Origin of the sequence: Fictibacillus norfolkensis (assembly GCF_014836645.1) — a bacterium.
Taxonomy (GTDB): domain Bacteria; phylum Bacillota; class Bacilli; order Bacillales; family Fictibacillaceae; genus Fictibacillus; species Fictibacillus norfolkensis.
Map to the genome: position 1 here is coordinate 236,659 of NZ_JACSQM010000001.1, position 24,384 is coordinate 261,042.

Annotated in this window: 18 protein-coding genes and 1 other annotated feature; of the genes, 6 read left to right on the forward strand and 12 right to left on the reverse strand. The window is 40.0% G+C overall.

The annotated features are described in order from the left end of the window. Positions 1-96: 96 nt before the first annotated feature. Together H9648_RS01150 and tyrS are read right to left on the reverse strand one after the other, a co-directional pair. Positions 97-999 carry an aldo/keto reductase gene (locus H9648_RS01150; protein WP_191751960.1) on the reverse strand — a complete coding sequence of 301 codons (903 nt, stop codon included), beginning with the start codon at positions 997-999 and terminating at the stop codon, positions 97-99. A 63-nt stretch (positions 1,000-1,062) separates the two neighbouring features. Next, a complete protein-coding gene (gene tyrS / locus H9648_RS01155; protein ID WP_191751961.1) occupies positions 1,063-2,322 on the reverse strand; it encodes a tyrosine--tRNA ligase in 1,260 nt (419 codons plus the stop codon). A gap of 70 nt (positions 2,323-2,392) precedes the next feature. Further along, positions 2,393-2,615, reverse strand: a binding site (T-box leader). Positions 2,616-2,739: 124 nt separating this feature from the next. Between tyrS and H9648_RS01160 the strand changes: the two genes are divergently transcribed. Further along, positions 2,740-5,607 (forward strand): transglycosylase domain-containing protein, encoded by a 2,868-nt coding sequence (locus tag H9648_RS01160; protein ID WP_225218669.1) that lies wholly within the window; start codon positions 2,740-2,742, stop codon positions 5,605-5,607. Between the two features lie 23 nt (positions 5,608-5,630). Here the strand turns inward: H9648_RS01160 and acsA are convergent, their stop codons facing one another. Then, complete coding sequence (acsA, locus tag H9648_RS01165) at positions 5,631-7,346, reverse strand: acetate--CoA ligase (protein WP_191751962.1); 1,716 nt, start codon at positions 7,344-7,346, stop codon at positions 5,631-5,633. Positions 7,347-7,506: 160 nt separating this feature from the next. Here acsA and H9648_RS01170 point away from each other — a divergent pair, with 160 nt between their 5' ends. From H9648_RS01170 to H9648_RS01180, 3 genes are read left to right on the forward strand one after another with little or no spacing between them, the layout of a single operon-like run. Next, the gene (locus tag H9648_RS01170; protein WP_191751963.1) at positions 7,507-8,139 is read left to right on the forward strand and encodes a GNAT family N-acetyltransferase; all 633 of its coding nucleotides are present in this window, start codon (positions 7,507-7,509) and stop codon (positions 8,137-8,139) included. A 44-nt stretch (positions 8,140-8,183) separates the two neighbouring features. Next, positions 8,184-8,834, forward strand: coding sequence for an acetoin utilization AcuB family protein (locus tag H9648_RS01175; RefSeq protein ID WP_191751964.1), 651 nt, complete (start codon positions 8,184-8,186; stop codon positions 8,832-8,834). Beyond that, positions 8,824-9,978, forward strand: coding sequence for an acetoin utilization protein AcuC (locus tag H9648_RS01180; protein WP_191751965.1), 1,155 nt, complete (start codon positions 8,824-8,826; stop codon positions 9,976-9,978). Before H9648_RS01175 ends, H9648_RS01180 begins: the two co-directional genes overlap by 11 nt. 267 nt (positions 9,979-10,245) lie before the next feature. Here the strand turns inward: H9648_RS01180 and H9648_RS01185 are convergent, their stop codons facing one another. The 3 genes from H9648_RS01185 to H9648_RS01195 form a co-directional block, all read right to left on the reverse strand. Then, positions 10,246-10,947, reverse strand: coding sequence for a 5'-methylthioadenosine/adenosylhomocysteine nucleosidase (locus H9648_RS01185; RefSeq protein WP_191751966.1), 702 nt, complete (start codon positions 10,945-10,947; stop codon positions 10,246-10,248). Between the two features lie 21 nt (positions 10,948-10,968). Continuing rightward, positions 10,969-11,970 carry a catabolite control protein A gene (gene ccpA, locus H9648_RS01190; RefSeq protein ID WP_191751967.1) on the reverse strand — a complete coding sequence of 334 codons (1,002 nt, stop codon included), beginning with the start codon at positions 11,968-11,970 and terminating at the stop codon, positions 10,969-10,971. A 255-nt stretch (positions 11,971-12,225) separates the two neighbouring features. Then, entirely contained in the window at positions 12,226-13,314 is a 1,089-nt protein-coding gene (locus tag H9648_RS01195; RefSeq protein ID WP_191751968.1) for a bifunctional 3-deoxy-7-phosphoheptulonate synthase/chorismate mutase, read from the reverse strand. A 118-nt stretch (positions 13,315-13,432) separates the two neighbouring features. On the opposite strand from H9648_RS01195, the gene H9648_RS01200 reads away from it, so the two are divergent. After that, on the forward strand, positions 13,433-15,586 hold the full coding sequence (locus H9648_RS01200) for a cell division protein FtsA (protein ID WP_191751969.1): 2,154 nt from the start codon (positions 13,433-13,435) through the stop codon (positions 15,584-15,586). Positions 15,587-15,614: 28 nt separating this feature from the next. Here the strand turns inward: H9648_RS01200 and ytxJ are convergent, their stop codons facing one another. The 3 genes from ytxJ to H9648_RS01215 all read right to left on the reverse strand — a co-directional run bounded on the left by ytxJ (position 15,615) and on the right by H9648_RS01215 (position 16,908). Further along, entirely contained in the window at positions 15,615-15,953 is a 339-nt protein-coding gene (gene ytxJ, locus H9648_RS01205) for a bacillithiol system redox-active protein YtxJ (RefSeq protein ID WP_144698574.1), read from the reverse strand. 82 nt (positions 15,954-16,035) lie between these two features. Next, complete coding sequence (locus tag H9648_RS01210; RefSeq protein ID WP_191751970.1) at positions 16,036-16,452, reverse strand: YtxH domain-containing protein; 417 nt, start codon at positions 16,450-16,452, stop codon at positions 16,036-16,038. Continuing rightward, positions 16,453-16,908 (reverse strand): DUF948 domain-containing protein, encoded by a 456-nt coding sequence (locus H9648_RS01215; protein WP_066396872.1) that lies wholly within the window; start codon positions 16,906-16,908, stop codon positions 16,453-16,455. Between the two features lie 177 nt (positions 16,909-17,085). On the opposite strand from H9648_RS01215, the gene H9648_RS01220 reads away from it, so the two are divergent. After that, positions 17,086-18,198 carry an aminopeptidase gene (locus H9648_RS01220; protein ID WP_137788625.1) on the forward strand — a complete coding sequence of 371 codons (1,113 nt, stop codon included), beginning with the start codon at positions 17,086-17,088 and terminating at the stop codon, positions 18,196-18,198. Positions 18,199-18,581: 383 nt separating this feature from the next. Here the strand turns inward: H9648_RS01220 and murC are convergent, their stop codons facing one another. From murC to H9648_RS01235, 3 genes are all read right to left on the reverse strand, one after another. Beyond that, positions 18,582-19,889 (reverse strand): UDP-N-acetylmuramate--L-alanine ligase, encoded by a 1,308-nt coding sequence (gene murC / locus H9648_RS01225; protein WP_191751971.1) that lies wholly within the window; start codon positions 19,887-19,889, stop codon positions 18,582-18,584. A 217-nt stretch (positions 19,890-20,106) separates the two neighbouring features. Continuing rightward, positions 20,107-21,204: a nicotinate phosphoribosyltransferase gene (locus H9648_RS01230; protein WP_191751972.1), complete on the reverse strand. Its 1,098-nt coding sequence runs from the start codon at positions 21,202-21,204 to the stop codon at positions 20,107-20,109. A gap of 344 nt (positions 21,205-21,548) precedes the next feature. Next, a complete protein-coding gene (locus H9648_RS01235) occupies positions 21,549-24,257 on the reverse strand; it encodes a DNA translocase FtsK (RefSeq protein ID WP_191751973.1) in 2,709 nt (902 codons plus the stop codon). Positions 24,258-24,384: the final 127 nt, after the last annotated feature.

Below are 24,384 nucleotides of genomic sequence, written 5' to 3' on the forward strand. Positions count from 1 at the left end.
CTAATTACTAATTTAATGTTCTATGAATATAATAAAAAATCCACACAGCATGCTGCATGGATTTTTACTTATTTATGGGTGATTTTCAAGTATGGATCAGTCTACTTCTTTCCCCATACTTTCTTGTAAAATATAGAACCATTGCTCGCGTGTTAATGGTAAGTTTGCTGCATTTACAGCTGCTTCAATACGGTTCATTTTTCCGCTTCCTACGATCGGCATGATCTGTGAAGGATGCATTAACAGCCACGCGTAAGCGACTTCATCAATGGAAGTTGCTTCTGTTTCACTAGCCACTTTTTCTAATGCCTTTTTCACGCGTACCGCTTTCTCATCGTTGCCTTTAAACAATCTTCCTCCAGCAAGAGGAGACCACGCCATCGGTCTTACTTTTTCTTTTTGAAGGTGGTTGAGGGTACCGTCAAAGAACGGCTGTTCATGAAGAACAGATAACTCGATCTGATTCGTAACAAGTGGGCCATTGTACTTACTCTGAAGCATTTCCATTTGTTTAGGTGTGAAGTTAGAAACACCGAAATGTCTCACTTTTCCCTCTTTTCTTAAGATGTGAAACGCTTCTGCTGTTTCAGCTGGGTCCATAAACGGATCTGGGCGATGAATCAATAGTACATCTACAAAATCTGTGTTCATTTTTTTCAATGAATTTTCTGCAGAAGATATGATATGTTCTTTACTCGTATCATAGGATTTTATCGTATGCTCAGGACGATTTTCAGATATGAGTTTAATGCCACACTTCGTCACGATCTGAATTTCTTGTCGTAAGGATGGTTTGAGAGCTAGTGCTTGTCCAAACAGCTCTTCACACATGTAATTACCATAAATATCAGCATGATCAAACGTTGTAATTCCTGCTTCTATACATCGTTCCATAAGTGAAAGAAGCTCTTCAGGTGAGAGATTCCATTCTGTTAAACGCCAATGACCATGAACAATCTGTGAAAACTGAAGGTCTTCTGCTAATTGAATTTTCTTCAAAACAAACACACCCCTTAATAAAGTTTGAGAGGAACCCCGTTTCAACAGGGTTCCTGCTCTTTTTTAGTATCTGATCAACGTATACTTTTTCTTGCCGCGTCGGATGATGACAAACTTATTTTCGATACGGTCGTTCTCACCAATCATATAAGCTGTATCTTGAACCTTTTCGCCATTGATTGATACAGCTCCATTCGTAACATCTTCTCTAGCCTGTCTTTTAGATGGAGAAATCTTAGCATCAACAAGAAGGTCTACAATGTTTACCGCTTCCGTATTAGGAGCGTTGAACGAAGGAACGTCCTTGAACCCTTGTTCGATCTCAGCAGCCGTTAAATCAGACAAATTTCCACTGAAGAGAGCTTCAGTGATCTTTACTGCTTGTTTGTATGCTGCTTCACCGTGAACTAAAGCTGTTACCTCTCGTCCTAACGCTTTTTGAGCTTCACGTCTTTCTGGTTCTTCAGCTAAGGATTTTTCAAGAGCTTCAATTTCTTCTTTAGATAAGAATGTGAAGTATTTTAGCCAGTTGATTACATCAGCGTCTGCTGCGTTTACCCAGAACTGGTAGAACTCGTATGGAGTCGTTTTTTCTGCATCTAGCCAAATCGTTCCTGATGCTGTTTTACCAAACTTCGTTCCATCCGCTTTAGTGATGAGCGGAATCGTTAGTCCAAATGCTTTTTCTTCCTCACCAGAACGACGGATCAATTCCATCCCAGCCGTAATATTCCCCCACTGGTCACTTCCACCTATTTGAAGTTTTACGTTTTCTTTTTGGAAGAGATTAAGAAAATCATACGATTGTAAAATCATGTATGAGAACTCGGTAAAAGAGATACCCGCTTCTAAACGAGAGTCAACAGAATCCTTGGCAAGCATGTAGTTAACTGAGAAATTCTTTCCTACATCACGAAGAAACTCAATCATCGTGAGTTGACTTAACCATTCATAGTTATTCACTGTTCTCGCTGGATTAGTTTCTCTTTCAAAATCAAGCAGTCTTGAAAGCTGATTTTTAATCTTGTCTGTCCATTGAACAACGATCTCAGCTTCATTCAATGTTCGTTCTGTCTGTCTGCCACTTGGATCACCAATCAAACCTGTTCCACCGCCAACTAATGCAAACGGCTGATGTCCAGCTTCTTGGAATCGTTTGAGTGTAAGGATCGGTAACAGATTTCCGATGTGAAGACTGTCTGCAGTTGGATCGAATCCGCAATAAAGCTTTACGATTCCCTTTTCAAGTTCTTTTTGTAGCCCCTCTTGATCCGTTACTTGATTAAGAAGACCTCTAAATTCTAGATCTTGTAGAATATTCATTCCTATCTTTCCTTCCGTTGTTTAATGATGATGATGTTTAATAACAATAAAAAAAGTCCCTCTCCAGTTGGAAAGGGACGTGATGACAATCTCGCGGTACCACCCTAATTAAAAGCCAAACTATTGGCTTTTCACTTCATTTCGTAACGGTTTTATCCGTTCTCTGCTACTTAATCGTTCACAGAGACAGCTCCAGGAGGTAATTCACAGTATGCCTTTGCACTGGTTCGCATCAACCACCAGCTTTCTGAAACAGGGAGACACCTGCTACTCATTCCTATCTTCGCTTTCAACATATAATAATCTTCATTTATTTTTACCACACAGATGAATTTCATGTCAATCTTCATCTTCAAAAACGGTGTTCTATCATAAATCGACCTTATGTTATAATACACGAGGGGGAGGGATTACCAAATGATGTCTCATTTTGATGAACTGAAGCAAAAATGGGAGAAATTTGTCCACTTTTTGAAGGAAAAAGGAATTATTCGAACAGCACGAATTACATATAACGTCACTTGGAACATGTTCTTGATCGTAACTGTACTACTTATCCTCGGAGGTGTTTTCGCAGCAGGTGTTGGAGCTGGTTTCTTCGCTTCACTCGTAAAAGACGAACCTGTACGAGCACACACTTCTATGAAAGAAGATATTTATAATTACGAAGAAACGAGTACCGCTTATTTTGCTAATAAAACGTACCTAGGGAAGCTTCAATCTGATCTGGATAGACATGAGATAAGTTTAAACGAAGTTTCTCCTTACGTGTTAAAGGCTGTTATATCAACAGAAGATCAATATTTTTATGAACATGAGGGTGTTGTGCCAAAAGCCATCTTCCGCGCCATGTTCCAAGAGTTTTCTGGTGCTTCTGTTGTTACAGGAGGTAGTACACTCACTCAACAACTTATCAAAAATCAAATTCTAACGAATGAAGTATCTTTTGATCGAAAAGCTAAAGAAATTTTATTAGCCATGAGACTTGAAAAAGTACTTAAGAAGGATGAGATTCTAGAAGCTTATTTAAACATCGTACCTTACGGAAGAAATTCTTCCGGTCGAAATGTTGCCGGAATACAAGCTGCTGCAGAAGGTGTTTTTGGAGTACCTGCTTCCAAACTAAACCTAGCTCAATCCGCTTATCTATCTGGACTTCCAAAGAACCCTTTCGTTTATACCCCTTTTAATAAAGGTGGAGAGCAAAAGGAAGACATGACTGCTGGAATAAAGCGTATGCAAACTGTTCTTAGCCGCATGTTATCTGCCGGTTCCATTACACAAGCTGAATATGATGAAGCTATGAAATATGATATTAAGAAGAATCTTACAACAAAAAAGCAGTCTTCGTTTGAAAGATATCCATACTTAACAGTTGAAATTCAAAGACGTACAGTAGAATTACTAACAAAATTGAATGCTGAAAAAGATGGGAAGAAACTAAGCGATTTAAGTGCTGAGGAATTCAAAGAGTATGAGGATAATGCTCGTACTCAAGTTAGACAAAAGGGAATTAAAATTTTCACAACCATAGATCAAAAAATATACGACGATATGCAACAGGTAGTAAAAAATGATAATTTATTCGGTCCTGCTAATCAATACGTGTATAACAGCAAAGGACAAAGAATCAAACTTGATAAGCCCGAGCCTGAAGAAGTCGGTGCAACGCTTATAGAAAACAAGACAGGAAAGATCATCAGCTTTGTTGGCGGGCGTGATTTTAACCGTGAACAAACCAACCATGCGATGAGAGCTCCTCGTCAAAACGGATCAACAATGAAACCATTGCTTGCTTATTCTTACGCTTTAGAAACTGGTAAAGTTCAACCAGGCTCAATCGTACCTGATACACCGATTGCTTTAGGAACATGGAAGCCAAATAACTATGATATGGATTTTGATGGTCTCGTTTCGGTTCGACATTCATTAAAAAAATCGAGGAACATACCAGCTATTAAATCTTATCAGCGTGTCGATCATATGAAAGCAACCGAAAAGCTGATGCAGATGGGTGTAACAAGCCTTACAAAGGGTGATCGCACACAAAATGCAATGGCTCTAGGTGCCTTAGATGTAGGAATCACCGTTGAAGAAAACGTTAACGCTTTCTCTACCTTTGCAAACGGAGGGAATTTTGTTGATGCATACATGATTGAGCGCATAGAGTCTAATGATGGTGAAGTCATCTACCAACACAAGAGTGAAGCAAAACCCGTTTATAGTGCACAAACATCCTATCTATTAATTGACATGATGAGAGATGTTCTGTCTTCTGGAACAGCTTCTGGTGTTCCTCGCAAACTAGCTTTCCAATCGGATTGGGCTGGGAAGACAGGAACTACAAATGCTGATAAAGACTCTTGGTTTGTAGCATCCAATCCTAACGTTACGTTTGGTGTTTGGATAGGTTATGATACACCAGCTGACCTAGCAGGTAATACAGGACAAAGAAATCAGACGATCTGGGCACAACTCATAAATGCTGCTTATAAAAATTCACCACAACTCGTAGACGCTGAAAAGCAATTCGCAATGCCTTCAGGAATCGTTCGTCGTGAGATCTGTGGAATATCAGGTAAGCTGCCTTCTGATCTATGCCGAAGTGCTGGACTCGTTACGACTGATCTGTTTAATGCGAAGTTCACACCTAACGAAGTGGACGACACGCTTACAAAAGGCCGTTATGTACTTGTAGGTGATGCGAAGTACAAAGCACTTCCGTCTACACCACAAGAGTTCACAAAAGACGGTGTTCTAATTAAGGAAGAATTCCTGCGCGAACTTGGATTAGAAGCACTAAACAAATTAACGAATACAACGAATCTATTGAACAACATTGTTCCTGAGAAAGAGTTAAAAGAGAACGGCAAAGTTCCTGCCGCTGTTGCAGGCGCAAAAATGTCGGATGGCGTGCTCTCATGGGCATCACATGGAGAGAATGATGTAATTGGTTACCGCATCTATCACTCTTCAGATGGCACATCATTTAAGAAGATCGGCTCTGTAACCGCTGATAAAACTTCTGCAAAAGTACCTGCCGGAATCGTATATGTTACAGCTGTGGATATTGCAGGTAAGGAATCTCCTGCACAAACAAAAGTTCAAGTGGGCGAAAAAAAACCACCAGCTGAACCACCAACTCCACCAACAGATGGAGACGGAGATAAGCCTGATGAGCCACAAGATCCACCGCCGCCACCAACTGAACCTGCAGATCCTGGCACTGGCGATCCGCCACCAGCCACAACACAAAACAATAATAAGAAAAAACCCTCGAATTGATTTTCGAGGGTTTTTCATTGTTATTAGTCTTCCATCGTAGATAGATCCCCAGTTGGTAGATCAAGTTCCCAAGCTTTAAGAACACGACGCATAATCTTACCGCTTCTTGTCTTCGGAAGCTTATCACGGAATTCGATTTCACGTGGTGCCGCATGTGCAGCAAGTCCTGCTTTTACAAAACTACGGATTTCCTCGATCAGCTCATCACTTTCTTCATAGCCAGAACGAAGGGCGATGAACGCCTTAATAATCTCGCCTCGAACAGGATCCGGTTTTCCGATAACACCTGCTTCCGCAACGGCAGGGTGTTCTACGAGTTTGCTTTCCACTTCAAACGGTCCGACTCGTTCTCCGGACGTCATGATAACATCATCAATTCTACCTTGAAACCAGAAATAGCCATCTTCGTCCATATAAGCAGAATCTCCGGAAACATACCAGCCACCTGGCGTAAAATACGAATCGTATTTTTCAGGATTGTTCCAGATCGCATGCATCATGGACGGCCATCCTTTTTTGATAGCAAGATTGCCCATTCGATATGGCGGTAAGATGTTATCTTGGTCGTCAATGATCGCTGCTTCTACCCCTGGGAACGGTTTACCCATCGAACCAGGTTTAATTTCCATCGCCGGGTAGTTACTGATCAGCTGACCACCTGTTTCTGTCATCCACCAGTTATCATGTATGCGTAAGTTAAACACCTTCATTCCCCATCTAACGACCTCAGGGTTAAGAGGTTCACCTACACTTAAAATATGTCGAAGTGAGGACATATCAAATTTCTTGACCACTTCGTCACCAGCACCCATCAACATACGAAAAGCAGTTGGAGCACTGTACCAGACCGTTACACCATAATTTTCAATCGTTCCATACCAATCTTCAGGTGAGAAACGTCCACCACGAATAACACTTGATGTGCCGTTCAACCATGGCCCGAATATGCCATAAGAAGTTCCTGTCACCCAGCCCGGATCAGCGGTGCACCAGTACACATCGTCCTCTTTAAGGTCGAGTACCCATTTTGAAGTTTGGAAATGCTGAAGCATCGCATTATGAACATGAAGTACACCTTTTGGTTTACCGGTCGATCCAGATGTGTAGTGAAGGATTAATCCGTCTTCGCGGTCCACCCATTCAATATCTAGATCTTTTGATGCTTTTTTCATACGATCGAAATAATTTACATATGGTCCCTCTTCTTTAACATCTTCTCCCACCAAAATAACATTCTTCAATTTCGGCAGTTGATCAACTGGGACACGCTCTAAAAGTGATGGCGTGGTAACGAGTACTTTTGCCTCACTATCTTCAAGTCTGTCTCTTACTGCCCCTTCCATGAATGCTTCAAACAGTGGGCCTACGATTGCTCCGAGCTTGATCGCACCAAGGAACGTGAAGTAAAGTTCAGGTGAACGCGGCATGAAAATAAAGACGCGATCTCCTTTTTCAACACCTATTTGACGTAACATATTACCCGCTTTGTTAGACATCTCTTTCATGTCTTTAAACGTGTACTTCTCATCTCTATTTTGATCTGAAAAGTAGAGCGCTACTTTATTTTTACGATGGGATGCTGCATGACGGTCTATAGCTTCATACGCCATATTAACTCGTCCTGTTTTGTGCCAGGAGAATTCTTTTTCAATGTCTTTCCAATCAAATGCTCCGTATGTAGCCTCATAATCATGAAGATTAAAATCACCTTTTATAATCGGAAGCGCTTCCAGTTTCATTGCCAAATCTCCCTTCCCTTTTGGATATCCCTTTAATTATATCATATTATCTAAATTTTTTAACTTATTAGAACTATCTATAAAAACCGTTATGTAAACCCTTATAACGTGGTTTAATGATGTATAATAGAAGTTGGAAACCAACCTAGGTGGTGTAAAAATGAAACATACGAAAACATACAACTGTGTAGCACTAAAAACGAGTCATGGAACCATAACGGTCGAGGGACCTGTATCAGCGGAAACGTTAGAAGGTCTTTATTTTCATGAAGGTTTAAAAGCATTTAGACCAGCAGATGAACAAAAAAAAGCTGTTACTGAAATCGCTAGACTAGCCGAAGGAAGAATCATAATCGCAAGGAATAAGGATACCGTAGTCGGTTATGTTACATATGTCTATCCAGATCCACTAGAGCGCTGGTCAGAAGGAAACTTGGAAAATCTATTAGAACTAGGTGCGATAGAAGTCATTCCTGATTATCGAAACTTTAAAGTTGGAAAAACACTATTAAAAGTTTCCATGATGGATGATTCCATGGAAGACTATATTATTATCACGACAGAATACTATTGGCACTGGGACTTAAAAGGAACGAAACTATCCGTTTGGGATTACCGAAAAGTCATGGAAAAGATGATGAATGCAGGTGACCTGGAGTATATGGCAACTGATGATCCTGAAATTAGTTCGCACCCGGCCAACTGCTTAATGGTCCGTATTGGAAAAAGAATCGACTTAGACACGATTCAACAGTTTGACCGGCTGCGTTTTAAAAATCGTTTTATGTATTAATCCAATCAGTAGACTAGAGAGAAATCAAATGGGAGTGTTACGATATGATCGTTCAAAATATGATGCAGAAGAATGTTGTAACGATTCATGAAAGCGAGACGATCGGTACAGCCATTCAATTAATGTTAGAAAAAGATATTCGAAACTTGCCTGTGATTGACAAGAACGGAGATTTTCTAGGTCTTGTTACAGATCGAGAAGTGAAGGATGCCAGTCCATCAATTTTTCACCAGAACGAGCATCCAGAAGATTTTGAAAAACCGGTTTCAAGCATCATGAAACAAGCTATCTTTTCAGCTCATCCTTTCGACATAGCAGAAGAACTTTCTACGATTTTTTATGAACACAATGTGAGCTGTATTCCAGTGCTGGAAGAGACGAAGTTAGTTGGTCTAGTAACTGAAAGAGAGATGTTACATGCCTTCATCCTTTTAACAGGCACCCATCAGCCTGGGTCTCATCTAGAAGTAGTCGTACCGAACGAAGCTGGTGAATTAGCTAAAGTAGCGAGTGTCTTAAAAGATTTCCACTTGAACATCAGCTCAGTTCTCGTCTATCCTTCTCATAATGAGCGAGAAAAGATTATCGTATTTCGCGTTGGAACGATGAACCCGCTTCCGGTCATCGAACACTTAATTGATAACGGCTATGAAGTGAAATGGCCACCTGTACCGGGTGAACGCGATGAAAAATGATTCTGTTTTTGTTTATTCACCAGACCTATTAGGATATAAGTTCAGTGAGACGCATCCCTTCAATCAGCTTAGAGTTCAGCTTGCTTATGAGTTGTTAAGAGATTCAGGCTGTTTGAATGACGATCAGATCATCAAGCCTAGACAAGCAACAGATGAGGAGATTATATTGATTCATGATCCTGGCTATGTAGAAGCTGTAAAGCAAGCCGGACAAGGACAGCTTAATCGTGAAATCGCTCTAAATTATGGACTCGGTACAGAAGATACACCCATATTCCCAAACATGCATGAAGCCAGCAGCTGGATCGTTGGTGCCACTCTTACAGCGGTAGATCATGTGATGGAAGGAAAGTCCAAGCATGCTCTTAGCCTTAGCGGGGGACTGCATCACGGTTTTAGAGGAAAAGCTTCTGGGTTCTGTATCTACAATGACAGCTCAATCGCAATTGAATATATGAAACGAAAATACAATGCACGTGTTTTATATGTTGATACGGATGCTCATCATGGTGATGGTGTGCAGTGGGCTTTTTATGATGATCCAGATGTTTGCACCCTTTCCATCCACGAAACAGGACGCTACTTATTTCCTGGTACTGGATCCATCCATGAAAAAGGAGCTGGAAAAGGGTATGGCTTTTCCTTTAATGTTCCTGTTGATGCCTTTACAGAAGATGAATCCTTCTTAGAGTGCTATGAAAAGAGCTTGTGGGAAGTTGCAGAATTTTTCAAACCAGACGTTATCATTACCCAAAATGGTGTTGATGCTCATTATTATGATCCTTTAACACATTTATCTGTAACGATGAAAACCTATACGGAAATTCCAAGGATCGCAAAGAAAGTTGCTGAAAAATATTGTGGCGGCCGCTGGATTGCAACAGGCGGTGGCGGTTATGATATTTGGCGTGTCGTTCCTCGTGCTTGGTCTTATTTATGGTGTGTGATGAACGATCAAGCACCTTCCGGACAGATCGCAGAGAACTGGCTAAAGCGTTGGACGAATGAAGCGAAGCACCCTCTTCCTCCTACATGGGAAGATGAATCCGGAATCTACAAACCCATTCCAAGAAAAGATGAGATTACATCCAAAAACAGAGCAACATTGGAAAAAAGCTTATATTCCATTAAAAAGAGTTCATAACGAAAGAGGACTATATCGTTTAGTCCTCTTTTTCTATGTTTTAAATCCTGAAAATAGCTGTAGATGACAAGCGTTTTAAGTGCATGTTCATAATTTCACGGTAATCGAAAATATATTCCCGTTAAATAGAATTAATTTCGCGGTAATGTAAAGTAATTTCACGGATAAAAATTTTTAACCACTTTTCGACAAATCCATAAAACCCTCATGACCCAGAACCAAAAAAACTGACCCATCCATTGACGGGTCAGTTTTCCATAGCACATTCTATAATGATTCTATAATCGTTTCTACCATATCTGACGAACGGCGTGCAGCTAATGCTGTGAATTCAGCAAAGCTAGCTGGCGCTTCGCCGTTTGCTTTATCAGAGATCGAACGGATGATTACGAAAGGTACTTCATTTAAGAATGAAGCCTGAGCCACTGCTGACCCTTCCATTTCAATGCAAGTTCCGTTGAAAAGAGCTGAATAGACTTCAACCAGTTCACGATCAGCGATAAACTGATCACCGCTCAGTACTTTGCCGATCTTCACTTTCGGTCCTTGTAATCTTTCTGCTGCTGTTTCTGCAAGTTTTACTAAGTGAACATCTGCTCTAAATTCAGAATCAAACGCAAACATCGGAATCGTTCCTTTTGGAAAATCAGGGCTCAATGCAGAAGCATCCATATCATGCTGCATTGCACTTGATGAGATCACAATGTCTCCTACTTCCAGTTCAGGATCAAGTGCGCCTGCTACTCCTGTGAAAAGAACATGAGTGACTTGAAAGCGATCGATAAGAATCTGAGTGGTAATCGCTGCGTTAACCTTCCCTACACCAGACTTACATAATACGACCTCTTTGTTATGATGTGTTCCTTCATAAAATTTATTTTGAGCAAAAACGCTTTCCCCATAGATATCAAGTGCTTCTTTCATATAAACGATTTCTTCGTCCATCGCACCGATGATGCCAATTCTCACTTCGCCCACCTCAACACTTCATTATTGTTTTGTAGAATTTCTGAATTGAATACGATGAGGCAATACTACCGTATGTTCTTCGACCGTTTCTTTGTTCATCAATTTTGTTAACAATCGCATCGCTACCGCTCCGATATCATACATCGGTTGAACGACTGTTGATAACGTTGGACGAACCATCGTAGCCAGTCTTGTGTTATCGAAACCAATTACTTCAAGATCCTCCGGCACGCTCAAACCTCGGTCTTGTGCACCGTGAATTACTCCTAATGCCATTTCATCCGTACCTACAAAAACAGCTGAAGGTTTGTTTCCACTGTCTAAGAAGCTTTCGATCGCTTCGATTCCAGAATCATATGTGTATTCACCAACGAATACTTGACTTTCATCAACCTTTTTACCATGTTCTTCTAACGCTTTACGGTAACCATTGAACTTATAATAGCCGTTGATTGGGTCTTCTAGTGGTCCTGTTACCATCGCAACAGATGAATGACCTTTTTCAAGCAAGTGAGAAACCGCTTCATAAACAGCATTTTGATAGTCGATGTTTACAGATGGAACTTCTTCGTTCATATCCACTGTAGCAGCCATAACGATTGGAACAGCCGCACGCTTGAATTCTTCTACATGCTCTTCTGTGATCTTCCCGCCCATGAATACAATTCCGTCCACCTGCTTACCTAGTAAAGTGTTTAACAGATGGATCTCTTTATCTTTGTTCTGATCAGAGTTACAAAGGATAATGTTGTATTTGTACATGGTTGCAATATCTTCAATACCACGAGCGAGTTCGGCAAAAAAGATGCTAGAGATATCCGGAATGATAACGCCGACCGTTGTTGTTTTCTTGCTTGCTAGTCCCCTTGCTACTGCATTCGGACGGTAGCCTAACCTTTCGATCGCTTCAAGCACTTTCTTTCTAGTAGATGGCTTGACGTTTGGGTTTCCGTTAACAACACGAGAAACCGTTGCCATTGAGACACCTGCCTCACGAGCTACATCATAAATTGTTGTATTCAAAAAAAATCCTCCTTATATACTGCATATCCGACAGCTATGTAATGCTATTATCATACGATAAAGTAGTAAAGTAGGCAACGAATAGAGACATGTTTCACCATTTATTCATACATTAAAAAAAGAATAAAATAAAATGCACCTATTTTACTTATTTTTGGCGAAAATAGGCAGAATCATACACTTTTTCAGAGTGGATATTGATATATAAAAAAAACCGGCAGCATTTATCACAAAAGCTGACCGGTTCTCTACTTATTAAACCATCTGATTTAGTTTAAGAAAACGGGAAGAAACAAGTTCTTCAACAAATCTTTGAAATTCTTCGATGTTCATCTGCTGTGCAGCATCCGACAAAGCTACGGCTGGGTCTGGATGTACTTCTGCCATCACTCCATCTGCACCGATTGCAAAAGCTGCCTTTGCAGCTGGAAGGAGCAGATCTTTTCTCCCTGTTGAATGCGTTACATCTACAAACACAGGCAGGTGTGTTTCTTGTTTTAAAATGGGCACCGCTGTAATATCCAACGTGTTTCGTGTTGCCCGTTCATACGTTCGAATACCTCTTTCACAAAGGATGATCTGCCCATTTCCTTGTGACATGATATATTCAGCTGAGTTGATAAACTCATCAAGTGTTGCTGCGAGTCCTCTTTTTAATAAAACAGGCTTATTGAGTCTTCCAGCTGCTTTTAACAGCTCATAGTTCTGCATGTTTCTAGCACCAATTTGAATGATGTCTAAATACTCACATGCCATATCAAGGTCTTGGGGATGGACGATTTCACTGATTACCGCACAATTGTATTCATCTGCCACTTTTTTCAGAATCTGAAGTCCTTCCACGCCTAAACCTTGGAAATCATAAGGTGACGTTCGAGGTTTGAACGCTCCGCCTCGTAACAACTTCACACCATTCTTCGTAACAGCTTCTGCGACTGAAGCTGTTTGTTCATAACTCTCTACAGCACACGGTCCAGCAATCAAAATAGGATTTCCGTTTCCGATCTCCAGACCTTTAACAGAAATAACCGTATCTTCAGGTCTTTGTTTTCTCGAGACAAGAAGCTCTTTTTTGTGATTCACTTCTTGTAATTCGAGACCTGCTTTAAAAATTTCTTTAAAAAGATGGTGAAGTGTACTCGTTTCAAAGGGTCCTTGGTTCTCTGATGAAACGAGATCTAACATATGCCTTTCTCTAACAGGATCGTACTTCTTCATACCTTGATCGGATTTAATCTCACCGATTCGCTGAACAATCTTACCTCGTTTATTGATCAATGCTAACAATTCTTTATTTACAACATCAAGCTCGGACCGTAACGTGTTTAACTCTAGATGATTCATATATGAGCACCTCAGTATTTATATAATGTAAGAAATATGATACATTTCTAATAATTGGGACGTTTTCTAATAAACTTATAAGACCTATACATCTATCGTAACAAAAAGAGGTGCCTTCGTGGACAAAAATCTTTTATTCGCATTAGATATCGGTACACGCTCCGTGGTCGGTATGATTTTAAAACAGCATGTAAACGGAAAGTATGAAATTTTACATAAAAAAATGATCGAACATGAAGAGCGTTCTATGCTTGATGGGCAGATCCACCATATACCTGCTGTCGCCAGAGTAATAAAGACTATAAAAAATCAGCTCGAACTTGAAGTAGGTTCGCTTACTAAAGTTTGTGTTGCTGCAGCAGGGAGAGCTCTTAAGACCGTGAAAGGCCGTTCTGAAAAAGATCTTTCACTAGGTGAAATCACTTCAAATGAAGAAGTGATCCATATGGAACTTGCAGCGGTTCAACAGGCTCAATACCAGTTAGCGAGCCTATTAGATGAGAATTCAAATTTACTCTACGATTGCGTTGGATATTCTGTTCTTCATTATTACCTCGACGAGCAGGAGATCGGGAGCTTTATCGGTCAGCAAGGAAACAAAGCTAGTGTAGAAGTCATCGCTACATTTTTACCGAGAGTGGTTGTTGATTCCTTAATGAAAGCTCTAGACGAAGCTGGGCTTGAAATGGAAGCTCTAACGTTAGAACCAATCGCAGCAATCAATGTGCTAATTCCGCCTTCTATGCGTAGGTTAAATGTAGCTCTTGTTGATATTGGAGCAGGTACTTCAGATATTGCGATTACCGCTCAAGGGACAGTTATTGCGTATGGTATGGTTCCGGTCGCAGGAGATGAAATTACGGAAGCCATCAGTTCTGCTTTTTTGTTAGATTTTCCTGTAGCTGAGCAGCTTAAACGATCGTTAACTGAAGAAACAGTTGTAACCTATACTGACATCTTAGGGTTCCCATCGCAAAAAGACACATCTGAAGTCATCTCGATGATCGGGTATTCCATAGAAAGTTTAGCAGTTGGAATTACGAAGGAGATTCTTCGGTTGAACGCCAAAGCACCTCAGGCGATCATGCTTGTTGGAGGAGGCAGTCTAACACCTCTATTACGTGAGAAAGTGGCTGAAATTCTAAATCTGCCTATTGAACGCGTAGCGATTCGAGGGCTTAACGCTATCCAATCCTTGATCCCTACATTAAAAGAAGAAGGTCCTGAACTCGTAACACCTGTAGGTATCGGTATTGCGGCTAAAGAAAATCCAGTTAAATATGTAACCGTCTCTGTGAATGCAAAGACAATACGTTTATTTCAAGTGAAAAAACTTACGATCGGTGATGCCTTGATTGCTGGAGGAGCTGATCTTTCGAAACTTTATGGTAAACCTGGATTGGGATTGATGGTTCGGTTGAATGGTGAAGTGAAAATGTTTAAAGGAAAGATCGGTTCAGCTCCTTCCATCAAGATGAATGGCGTTTACAGCACCCTGTCAGATGAAATCTTAGAGGGTGCTACGATTCATTATGAATCCGGACAAAACGGCGAGGATGCAGAGGTTACCATTCAAGAAGCTTATGACGATCACTCTGTAAAAACGTTATGGGTGAACGGTAAGGCTGAGACGTTTGAAACTCATTATTTTATTAATGAACAACGTGTATGTGCAGATACGATAATACAAGATAGAGATGAATGCTATTATCGTTTCCCTTCTACCCTTATAGATATATTTGATCTAAAAGAATGGAACAGCGAAACAAAACGGTCGCATTTTACTATTTTTGTAGATGGCAAGCCTCTTTCCATTCCAACAAAACTCACTGATTCGGTGTATCTGAACGAGCAAAGAGTTAATCTGAACACATTATGGCATGATGGAGATCGATTAGAGTATCAACGTACTGAAGAAGAGCAAATAACTTTAAAACATGTAACGGATGCTCTAGACGTAAATCTGCATCAATCATGTACGGTTATTTTTAACGAGGAAGAACTAACTCTAGTCCGGCCACTCTATAGCTTTTATCGGGAAGAAGAAAAGCTTCGTTTGGATTCAGTTCTTTATCACCAGGAAAGGCTTTTGATGAAAATGACAGATCAAAAAGCGTTTATTTTTCAGGATGTGTTTACAGAAGTTGAACTAGTTCTCCAACCAAAGCCTGGTGAGAGCTTGATTCTGTTAAAGAATGGTGAAAAGGCAGGCTTTCAAACCGAGATTCAAACAGGAGATAAACTGCTATTAAAATTTGAAATGCTTGTTTAAAAACAAAGAAAAAAGCGTAGCATTTCTGCTACGCTTTTGTTTTTTCATTTGCTTGTGCAAGCTTTTTATTGGTGATGTTCCAATGAGAATCATGCCAAACCACATTATCTCCATCGAAGATTAATACTTGAGGTGATTCGTGCTTCACTCCTGTTTGCTCTGCAATCGCATTGCTTAATGACCTTGCATCTTGAACGTTCAAATAATACAATGTTTCGTTCTCGTTATCTGCTGCAAACTTTTGGAATTCTTTAAAAGCTTCATGACTCACAGGACATGTAGTACTGTTCTTCATCAAAATAATGCGGTTTCTTTGTTCTTTGACTAGATTCCAATCTTGTTCGTTCTGTAGTTGAATAAGTGACATATTGATTTCTACCTCCATCATAAAAAGAAAAGAAAAAGAAACAAGTTCTTTTTCTTATCTTTTCATATTCACACATTACTTATCAATATTTTTGCTCGACTAATTCTTGCTCATTAGCAGGATCGTAGTCTAATTTGCCTTCATCTTGGATATCGTCTGTAATTTCACCATACAGTTCAGACGCGTTTTCTTCTTCTTTCGCACGCCATTTATCGATGTCTTTACGAAGGTTTGAAGTAAGATCTTTTACCTTTGTTGCAACTTGATTCGACTGCTCAGATACTGTCTTAACAATGTTTGAGGATTTTTCACGTGCCAAATGAGAGATCTCATTACTTTTATCCTTTAGATAGACAGCTTGTTCATTCAGATCGCTTCGCAATTCCTTTCCTGCTTTAGGCGCTAATAAAAGCGCTGCTGCAGCCCCTAACATACCACCAACAAGAGCACCGATAATAAAATCTTTGCTGTCAATGTTTTGGTTGTTATTGTTGCTCATTTACACTCCTCCTCTGGAATATTGTCTTTGTGTTGTTTCAACATTGGATTTTTTGAGTTTGTATTTTTCCCATAAATTCAATGCTGCATTTCCCCATTGAACCGCTTGCGATATTTGCTTAGACTGTCGCTCTGTTTCAACCGTAATCTGGTCTGTTACTTTGCGAACAGATTGGTTCACCTTTTGAACGGATTGACCGAAATCTTGAACTGCAGAGAACACGTTGTTAAGTGAATCTGATTTCTTTTGAACATCCTCGGCTAACTGGTTTGTTTTATGTAACAAATCGGTTGTCTCGCGCGTTACGCCATCTAATTGCTTCTCTAGACTTTCTAGCGTTACCGCGACATGATTGAGGGTAATTTGTAAAGATTTTAAAGCCCCTGATAAAAAATAAACGAGTACGACAAATGCAACTGCGACTAATGCTACACTGATTGAGATAATGATATCCATTATTCGAGACACCTCCTGAAAGTATATTATTGCTTTTTCCCGAGTTTTTATCAAAGGAAACGTGTTTTTTAATAGTATTCTTTACCACTTCATTAAAATCCTTTTCTAGAACATTACAAATTGTTTAAATTAAGTTAAAATAAAGAAGATATCAAATATATAGGGGGCTTCTTCAACATGAGAGATCCAAGAATTCAACAACTAGCAAAAAACTTGATTACATATTCGGTAAACCTGCAAAAAGGTGAAAAAGTATTAATTGAAAACTTTGGACTGCAAAAAGAACTCGTGAACGCACTTGTTCAAGAAGCATATGCTGCTGGCGGTTTTCCATTCGTTTTACTAAAAGACCATTCTGTAATGCGCGCTCAATACACACAAGCAACTGAAGAACAGATGGAAATGATCGCGAAGCACGAAGGTGATCTTATGAACCAGATGGATGCTTATATCGGTCTTCGTTCAGGTGACAACATCAACGAAATGTCTGATGTTCCTTCTGAAAAAATGGCACTTTATGAAAAAACAATCTTTGCGATGCACCGTAAGATTCGTATCAAAAAGACGAAATGGTGTGTGCTTCGTTATCCGAACGCATCTATGGCACAATCTGCTAGCATGAGTACAGAAGCTTTTGAAGACTTCTATTTTGAAGTATGTAACCTTGACTATGGAAAAATGGATGACGCGATGACTGCACTAAAAGATTTGATGGATAAGACGGATAAAGTTCGCATAACAGGGCCGGGAACTGATCTATCGTTCTCGATCAAAGATATTCCATCCATTAAATGTTCAGGACAAAACAACATTCCAGATGGCGAAGTGTTCACAGCTCCCGTTAAAGACTCTGTTAACGGAACGATTTCGTATAACACGCCATCTCCATATAACGGCTTTACGTTTGAAAATGTACAGTTGACGTTTGAAAACGGTAAGATTGTAAAAGCGACAGCAAACGATTCTGAACGCATCAACAAAATTTTCGATACCGATGAAGGTTCACGTTATGTAGGTGAGTTTGCGATCGGTGTTAACCCGTTCATCAAGCATCCGATGAAAGATATTCTTTTCGATGAGAAGATCGACGGCAGCTTCCACTTTACGCCTGGTCAAGCGTATGAAGAAGCGTATAACGGAAATGAATCAAACATCCATTGGGATATGGTCATGATCCAGCGTCCTGATTACGGCGGCGGGGAAATCTTCTTTGATGACGTGTTGATCCGTAAAGATGGCGTTTTCGTTCTGCCTGAATTAGAGCAATTAAACCCTGAGAATTTAAAGTAATACTAGTTGATGAGTACCTGGGTGCGTGCGGTCAACCCGCTCGCCTACCTTGCGAGAAGTTTATCAATTGGTAGACACGCACCTTACGCTACAAGCAACTTATCAATTTAGTACAAGCTTCACCCATAAGAAAAAGACTTGCCGGCCGGCAAGTCTTTTTTTAGGCTGTTTTCTAGGAGATTGTTGCTTTTGAGTTGTTTATATTTCCTTCTTTGACTATTTGATTGTAGTGGAAGGTGCGAGACTCCTGCGGGACAGGTGGGCAGGTGAGACACTTATACGGAAACGTACGAATGTGGCTCACCGGCTGCCCCGCGGAAAGCGAGCATCTGCAACGGAAATCACTACTTTCAAAAACAACAAAGAATACGAAAACAGCTTTTTTATGGTTTTGCAGTCAGTGTTTCTTCATATGCTCTTTGGAACTTTTGAATATCTCCAGCACCCATGAACAATAAAACACCATCTTTGTATTTTTTTAGTACATCCACTTTATCTTCTGTAATGAATTGTGCGTTTGGAATTTTTTCTATCAAATTCTCGATTGATAGATTTCCAGCATTCTCTCTTGCAGAACCAAAAATGTCGCAGAGGTAAACATGATCCGCTTCACTTAGGGCTGCTGCAAATTCGTCTAAGAATGTCTTTGTTCGTGTAAATGTATGTGGTTGGAAGATAGCTACCACTTCACGATTTTTGTACTTATACTTAGTTGCTTCAATCGTTACTTTAATCTCAGTCGGATGATGAGCATAGTCATCGATCAAGATTTGATCACCAACTGTTTTTTCAGAGAATCTTCTTTTAACACCAGTAAAGCTCTTCAATTGCTCTTTAATAATATCCATCGGTAATGTTTCATAATGACAGATCGCAATGACAGCCAGTGCGTTCAGTACGTTGTGTGTGCCGTATCCAGGAATCTGGAACGTGCCATAAAACGTGTTGCGAACAAATACATCAAACGTTGTTCCTTCATCACCACGATTAACATTCTTAGCTTGGAAATCGTTATGATCTCCAAAGCCATAGAATACGACGGGCACTTGTGCATGAATCTCTTGAAGGTTTGCATCATCACCACATGCGATGATTGCCTTTTTCACTTGCATCGCCATCGCTTGGAAGGCACTGATTACATCTTTTAAATCAGAAAAATAATCAGGATGATCAAAATCAATGTTTGTGATAATCGCGTAGTCCGGATTATAAGATAAGAAATGTCTGCGATACTCACATGCTTCAAACACGAAGTATTCGCTTCCCTTGCTACCTTTACCTGTTCCATCACCGATTAGATAAGAAGTAGGCTTAGCAGCACCAACAACATGAGCTAATAAACCTGTTGTTGACGTTTTCCCGTGTGATCCTGTCACTGCAATCGATGTAAAGTTAGATAGATACTCTCCAAGGAAATGGTGATATCTATGAATAGGAATATTTTTATCATTTGCAGCTTGAATCTCTTCATGCTGTTCGCCAAAAGCATTACCCGCGATAATCGTTTGACCTTCTTCGACGTTGTTCTTGTCAAACGGTAACACCGGTATGTTTTTCTCTTCAAGTGCTGTTTGAGTAAAGATATATTGCTCAATATCAGATCCTTGTACATCATGACCAGTGTCATGAAGGATTTGTGCCAACGGGCTCATTCCTGTCCCTTTAATTCCAATAAAATGGTATTTTGTCATGTATAGCCCTCCACAAAAAGAACACCTTTTAAAAGGCCTATTTGTATTATTATATGCCTGCTGTCTGAAACGGTTATTTATGCACATTCAGGCTTGATTCGGAATACTTGAATCATTATAGCAAAGTTGTTGTCCGTTCACCATGATAGACAAATGATAAAAGTCTAATAGAGCTTTTTATCTATTTTTCCCAACTTCTCCAAAATAATAATAGCAGTTATTCCACTAGCTCTAGTCTTGGATTATGGCGATAGATTCTTCCTGCTTTTGCTTGATGCTGTTCATTCATCATAACGTTATCACCGGTAAACCCAATATTGATCTTTAATAGATTGCTGCCTACCCCATAAATATCTACGGGTACTTTTTGTTCTTCAAACTGCTCGATTCTTTCTTTTTTAAATCCACCGCTGACAACGATTTTAACATGTTGGTAGCCTTCTTCATCCAGCGCTTTTCGAAGTGCAAAGATCAGTTCTGGATTCACACCCCTCGGATCAAACGAACCTAGTACATCAGGGTTTCTAAAGAAATATTGATCGACCATCGTTCGTGAAGTATCAACCCTTACCCCTTTTAACGTCTCTCCAAACTCTCTCGCTACTTTTAAAGCATCTGTAATCACATCGTTGTTATAGTCAACAAGTGAGATAAGATCGTCTTCAGGGTATTTCGCATGATAAGCTTTCGTAGCTTCAACAATATCCCCATTAAAGATTTGAATGAGAGCATGTGGCATCGTGCCCATCCCTTTTTTGCCCCACCATTCATTCATCGCATGCGTAGCCTGAGCGGTTGAACCACCAATATAAGATGCATAACCATCTCCAGCTTGCTGTGCAAAATGGTCGTCTCGGTCTCCCATAAAGATGACCGGCTTCTGAACACCAGATTTACTAGCAGCTTTCACAACATTATAAACATTCGTAGCAACCGACGTTCTTCTGGCTAGAATTCCATCGATCATTCCTTCTAAGAAACCAAAGTTTTGATAAGGGCCCTTGATCGTTAACACCGTTTCAAACGGGGAGATTTTATCTCCATCTTTTAAAGAATGAATCTCTAAAGAATCTACATCCTTAGCAAACGTTTTAATAAGAGCGATCGCTTCATCTGAACCGCACAGGACGGCGTCACTCTTTTGAAAGAACTGCATGGTTACAATATTATCTGGTTTGAATGATTCTACAATCTCACATGTTTTAAGAAAATAAACAGCAGAGAACCAACCTTCCCTGATCCGTTCATCGAATTTAAATGTTTTATTCGTGAGCCGCTTGATTTTTCCTTGCAGCTTTAATTCTATCTCTTTCATTAATTTACTCCTCATGACTTATTCCAAGGTATAAAAGAAAGGGAACTATTCCCCACACTATAATAGCGAACAAGGCACAATAACTCAAGAAAATCATTTGAAAGTTAACTGTGGTCCTTATCGAGAAAGCGTAAAAAAATTTCAATATGTCAAATTTGCCGATATAATAGGAAACTTGTGGATAAAAAGCTATATTTCCCCGATATAATCTGTTTCTTGCCGATATCATTTTATTTTCGCCGATATCCTTACTTCTGTTAAATTGTAGACTAAGCCGATCTGCTTACAAAAAGAAAGAGCCGATGTAAGGCGTCCCCCACAATCAGCTCTTTCCTATTGATTTATTACTCAACACCGCTATATAAACGACTCTCTAGTTCTTCTTGTGTAAGAAGAACATGTCTTGGTTTACTTCCCATCGTTTCAGAGACGAGGCCGAAGCTTTCCATCATGTCTACTAATCTTGCTGCACGGTTGTAACCAATTCTAAATCTGCGCTGCAAGCTAGAAGAGGATGCTGCACCTACTTCTATAACATAGTAACAAGCTTCTTCGAAAAGTTCGTCTTCTACTTCTGTTGTTTGCTGATGCTGAATCAGTTCTTCACGAGTAAAAAGATATTCTGTTTGATACTCTTCTTTTACGTAACGCGCTACTTCTTCAATTTCTTCATCAGATACGAACGTTCCTTGAATACGCACCGCTTTGTTCGAGCCATTCTCCATAAAGAGCATATCGCCTCGTCCTAATAATCGTTCTGCACCACTCATATCTAGAATGGTCCGTGAATCAATCGCGGACGAAACGGCGAATGCTGTACGAGTTGGCACATTGGCTTTGATCAATCCTGTGATAACATCTACTGATGGCCGCTGTGTTGCAAGTAGAAGATGGATACCACATGCTCTTGCTTTCTGAGCAATTCGGCAGATTGCTTCTTCAACTTCTTGCGGTGAAACCATCATCAGGTCAGCCAACTCATCGATTACCACAACAATATACGGCATCTTGTTTTTATAATGCTGCTCTTCTTCCATCTTTTGATTGTAACGCTTTATCTCTCGTACACCTGTTTTTGCAAACGCTTCGTAACGACGTTCCATTTCTTCGACCGCCCATTTTAAAGCAGCCGTTGCTTCTTTTGCATCTGTGATAACAGGGGTCACTAGGTGCGGAATGTGATTGTATGGTGCAAGCTCGACCATCTTAGGATCAACAAGCAACAATCTCACATCTTCCGGCTTTGCTTTATACAGCAAGCTCACAAGTATAGAGTTGATACAAACGCTCTTTCCTGATCCTGTCGCTCCTGCTATTAGTCCGTGCGGCATCTTTTGAAGATCTGTCACTACAGGTGCTCCTGAAATATCTAATCCGAGAGCCACAGTTAAGGAAGATGCTGAATCCTTAAACACATCATCTTCAATGATCTCACGTAAATAAACAGCTCTGCTATGTTGGTTCGGCACTTCTATACCAATTGCATTCTTTCCGGGAATCGGCGCTTCAATTCTTATGTCACGAGCAGCCAGGCTAAGTTTTATATCATCTGTAAGGTTAGTGATCTTGTTTACCTTTACGCCTGGTGCAGGCTGAACTTCAAAACGTGTAACTGCAGGACCTTTTGTCATGTGAACCACTTTTGCATTCACATTAAAGTTATCCAGTGTTGACTGAAGTGTGTTCTTTTGTTCGTTTAACCAAAGATCATCATCTTCGAGTGAAACCTTTGCTTTATTTAATAATGACAAAGGTACAAACAACTGGTTATCTACAGCTTCAGTTCTTTGATGGATGTTTAACTCTGTTCTTGTTGCTTGTCTGCTCTCTGACTTTTGAATATCTGGTGTGGAAACAGGACGAGTTAGTGATTTCCTGTCTTTTTTTAGCATCAACACATTAAAAGGAACGAATTGCCCGCCACTTTTAGGGGTTTCCTTCTTTAGCTGTGTTTGTTCATTCACTACATTTTCTTGGTCTTGCTTTTCTTGTACCAAACTAGGAGTTATCTCTTGAACAGGCTGTGTTTCAGGAATTTCCGTGCGTTTTTCAGCAACTTCAGACACATCAACAGGTTCACTGATTTGGTTTTGTTTTCCCGCGCTCAAATTGTGAACCTCGGGATTTTCCTCTGACACATAGACAATATCGGGTTCAACAATCATTTCAAGTGACTCAATATGCTGTTCTTCTTCTACTAAATCCTGATTAGTATTTATGACTTCTTCTACGACTTGTATTTGGCTTTGATCAACGATGCTATTGTTTGCCCTCTGCAAATGAGAAGCCTCACTTACAATCTCTAGCTCTGGAGAATTCGTTGAACTTTCTTTTGTTGCAGCAGGTAAAACTTCTTCAACAGACTTTAAAAGTTCTTCAGTCACAGAATCTTTATCAGGTATATCTCTACCAATAAACAAAATACCTTCAGGCTTTCTCTTTCCATATCCGTATACAGGAGATGGAACATCTGTTGGTGTAAACCTCGATTTCACCTCAGGAGTCGCTTCCTTTTGTTCTGGCTTAACCTGTGCATCACTTTTATTTCTTCTTTCGTATCCGTAAACAGGTGAAGGAACGTTTGAAGCTTTGAAAGCTTGTCTTTTTGGTTCTTGGTTAAAGCCAGAAGACTTACCTTTAGGTCTTCTATTGTCATTTTGATGAGTACGTTGCTCACGAACAGGACGTTCTTCTCTGTATGACTTTTCTTCCCTAACAGGATCTTTATACGAGTGTGTCTCTTTCTGCTGATATGTATGTCTTTGTGCAGTTGGTTTTACCGTTTTTTCATCAGGGATCACAGGAAAACGAAATGGTGCATTCTCGGGATACTTGTGCAGCATTTTCGCAGGATGCTGAATATTTGAAGGAGACGGTTTTCTTCCATTGCTTGCAAAAGGAGCGGGCTTTGTCCTCTGATTATTTTCCGTTTTTTCAGGTGATTGCTGTTTTTTTACAGGCTCCTGGCTTTTTGTTCTCTCTTCCTCATAGTAGGAATCATCTTCATTTTCATCATCAAAAAACGTGTTCATTAATTTTTTTATCCAACTCATCTTCTCACCTATTTCTGTTGGTTGTTTCTTTATTGTAGCGAAAATAGAAGAGAAACAATAGTATAAATATTCATCTATAGCACATGCATGTTAAAAGATAAGAAATAAAAACCACTAGATGATCTAG

Bases quoted from the DNA above. Each gene is read 5' to 3' on its own strand.
- tyrS (WP_191751961.1), bottom strand. From the start codon at position 2,322: ATGAATATTCTACAAGATCTAGAATTTAGAGGTCTTCTTAATCAAGTA.
- H9648_RS01160 (WP_225218669.1), top strand. From the start codon at position 2,740: ATGATGTCTCATTTTGATGAACTGAAGCAAAAATGGGAGAAATTTGTC.
- acsA (WP_191751962.1), bottom strand. From the start codon at position 7,346: ATGAAACTGGAAGCGCTTCCGATTATAAAAGGTGATTTTAATCTTCAT.
- H9648_RS01170 (WP_191751963.1), top strand. From the start codon at position 7,507: ATGAAACATACGAAAACATACAACTGTGTAGCACTAAAAACGAGTCAT.
- H9648_RS01175 (WP_191751964.1), top strand. From the start codon at position 8,184: ATGATCGTTCAAAATATGATGCAGAAGAATGTTGTAACGATTCATGAA.
- H9648_RS01180 (WP_191751965.1), top strand. From the start codon at position 8,824: ATGAAAAATGATTCTGTTTTTGTTTATTCACCAGACCTATTAGGATAT.
- H9648_RS01195 (WP_191751968.1), bottom strand. From the start codon at position 13,314: ATGAATCATCTAGAGTTAAACACGTTACGGTCCGAGCTTGATGTTGTA.
- ytxJ (WP_144698574.1), bottom strand. From the start codon at position 15,953: ATGTCACTTATTCAACTACAGAACGAACAAGATTGGAATCTAGTCAAA.
- H9648_RS01210 (WP_191751970.1), bottom strand. From the start codon at position 16,452: ATGAGCAACAATAACAACCAAAACATTGACAGCAAAGATTTTATTATC.
- H9648_RS01215 (WP_066396872.1), bottom strand. From the start codon at position 16,908: ATGGATATCATTATCTCAATCAGTGTAGCATTAGTCGCAGTTGCATTT.
- H9648_RS01220 (WP_137788625.1), top strand. From the start codon at position 17,086: ATGAGAGATCCAAGAATTCAACAACTAGCAAAAAACTTGATTACATAT.
- murC (WP_191751971.1), bottom strand. From the start codon at position 19,889: ATGACAAAATACCATTTTATTGGAATTAAAGGGACAGGAATGAGCCCG.
- H9648_RS01230 (WP_191751972.1), bottom strand. From the start codon at position 21,204: ATGAAAGAGATAGAATTAAAGCTGCAAGGAAAAATCAAGCGGCTCACG.
- H9648_RS01235 (WP_191751973.1), bottom strand. From the start codon at position 24,257: ATGAGTTGGATAAAAAAATTAATGAACACGTTTTTTGATGATGAAAAT.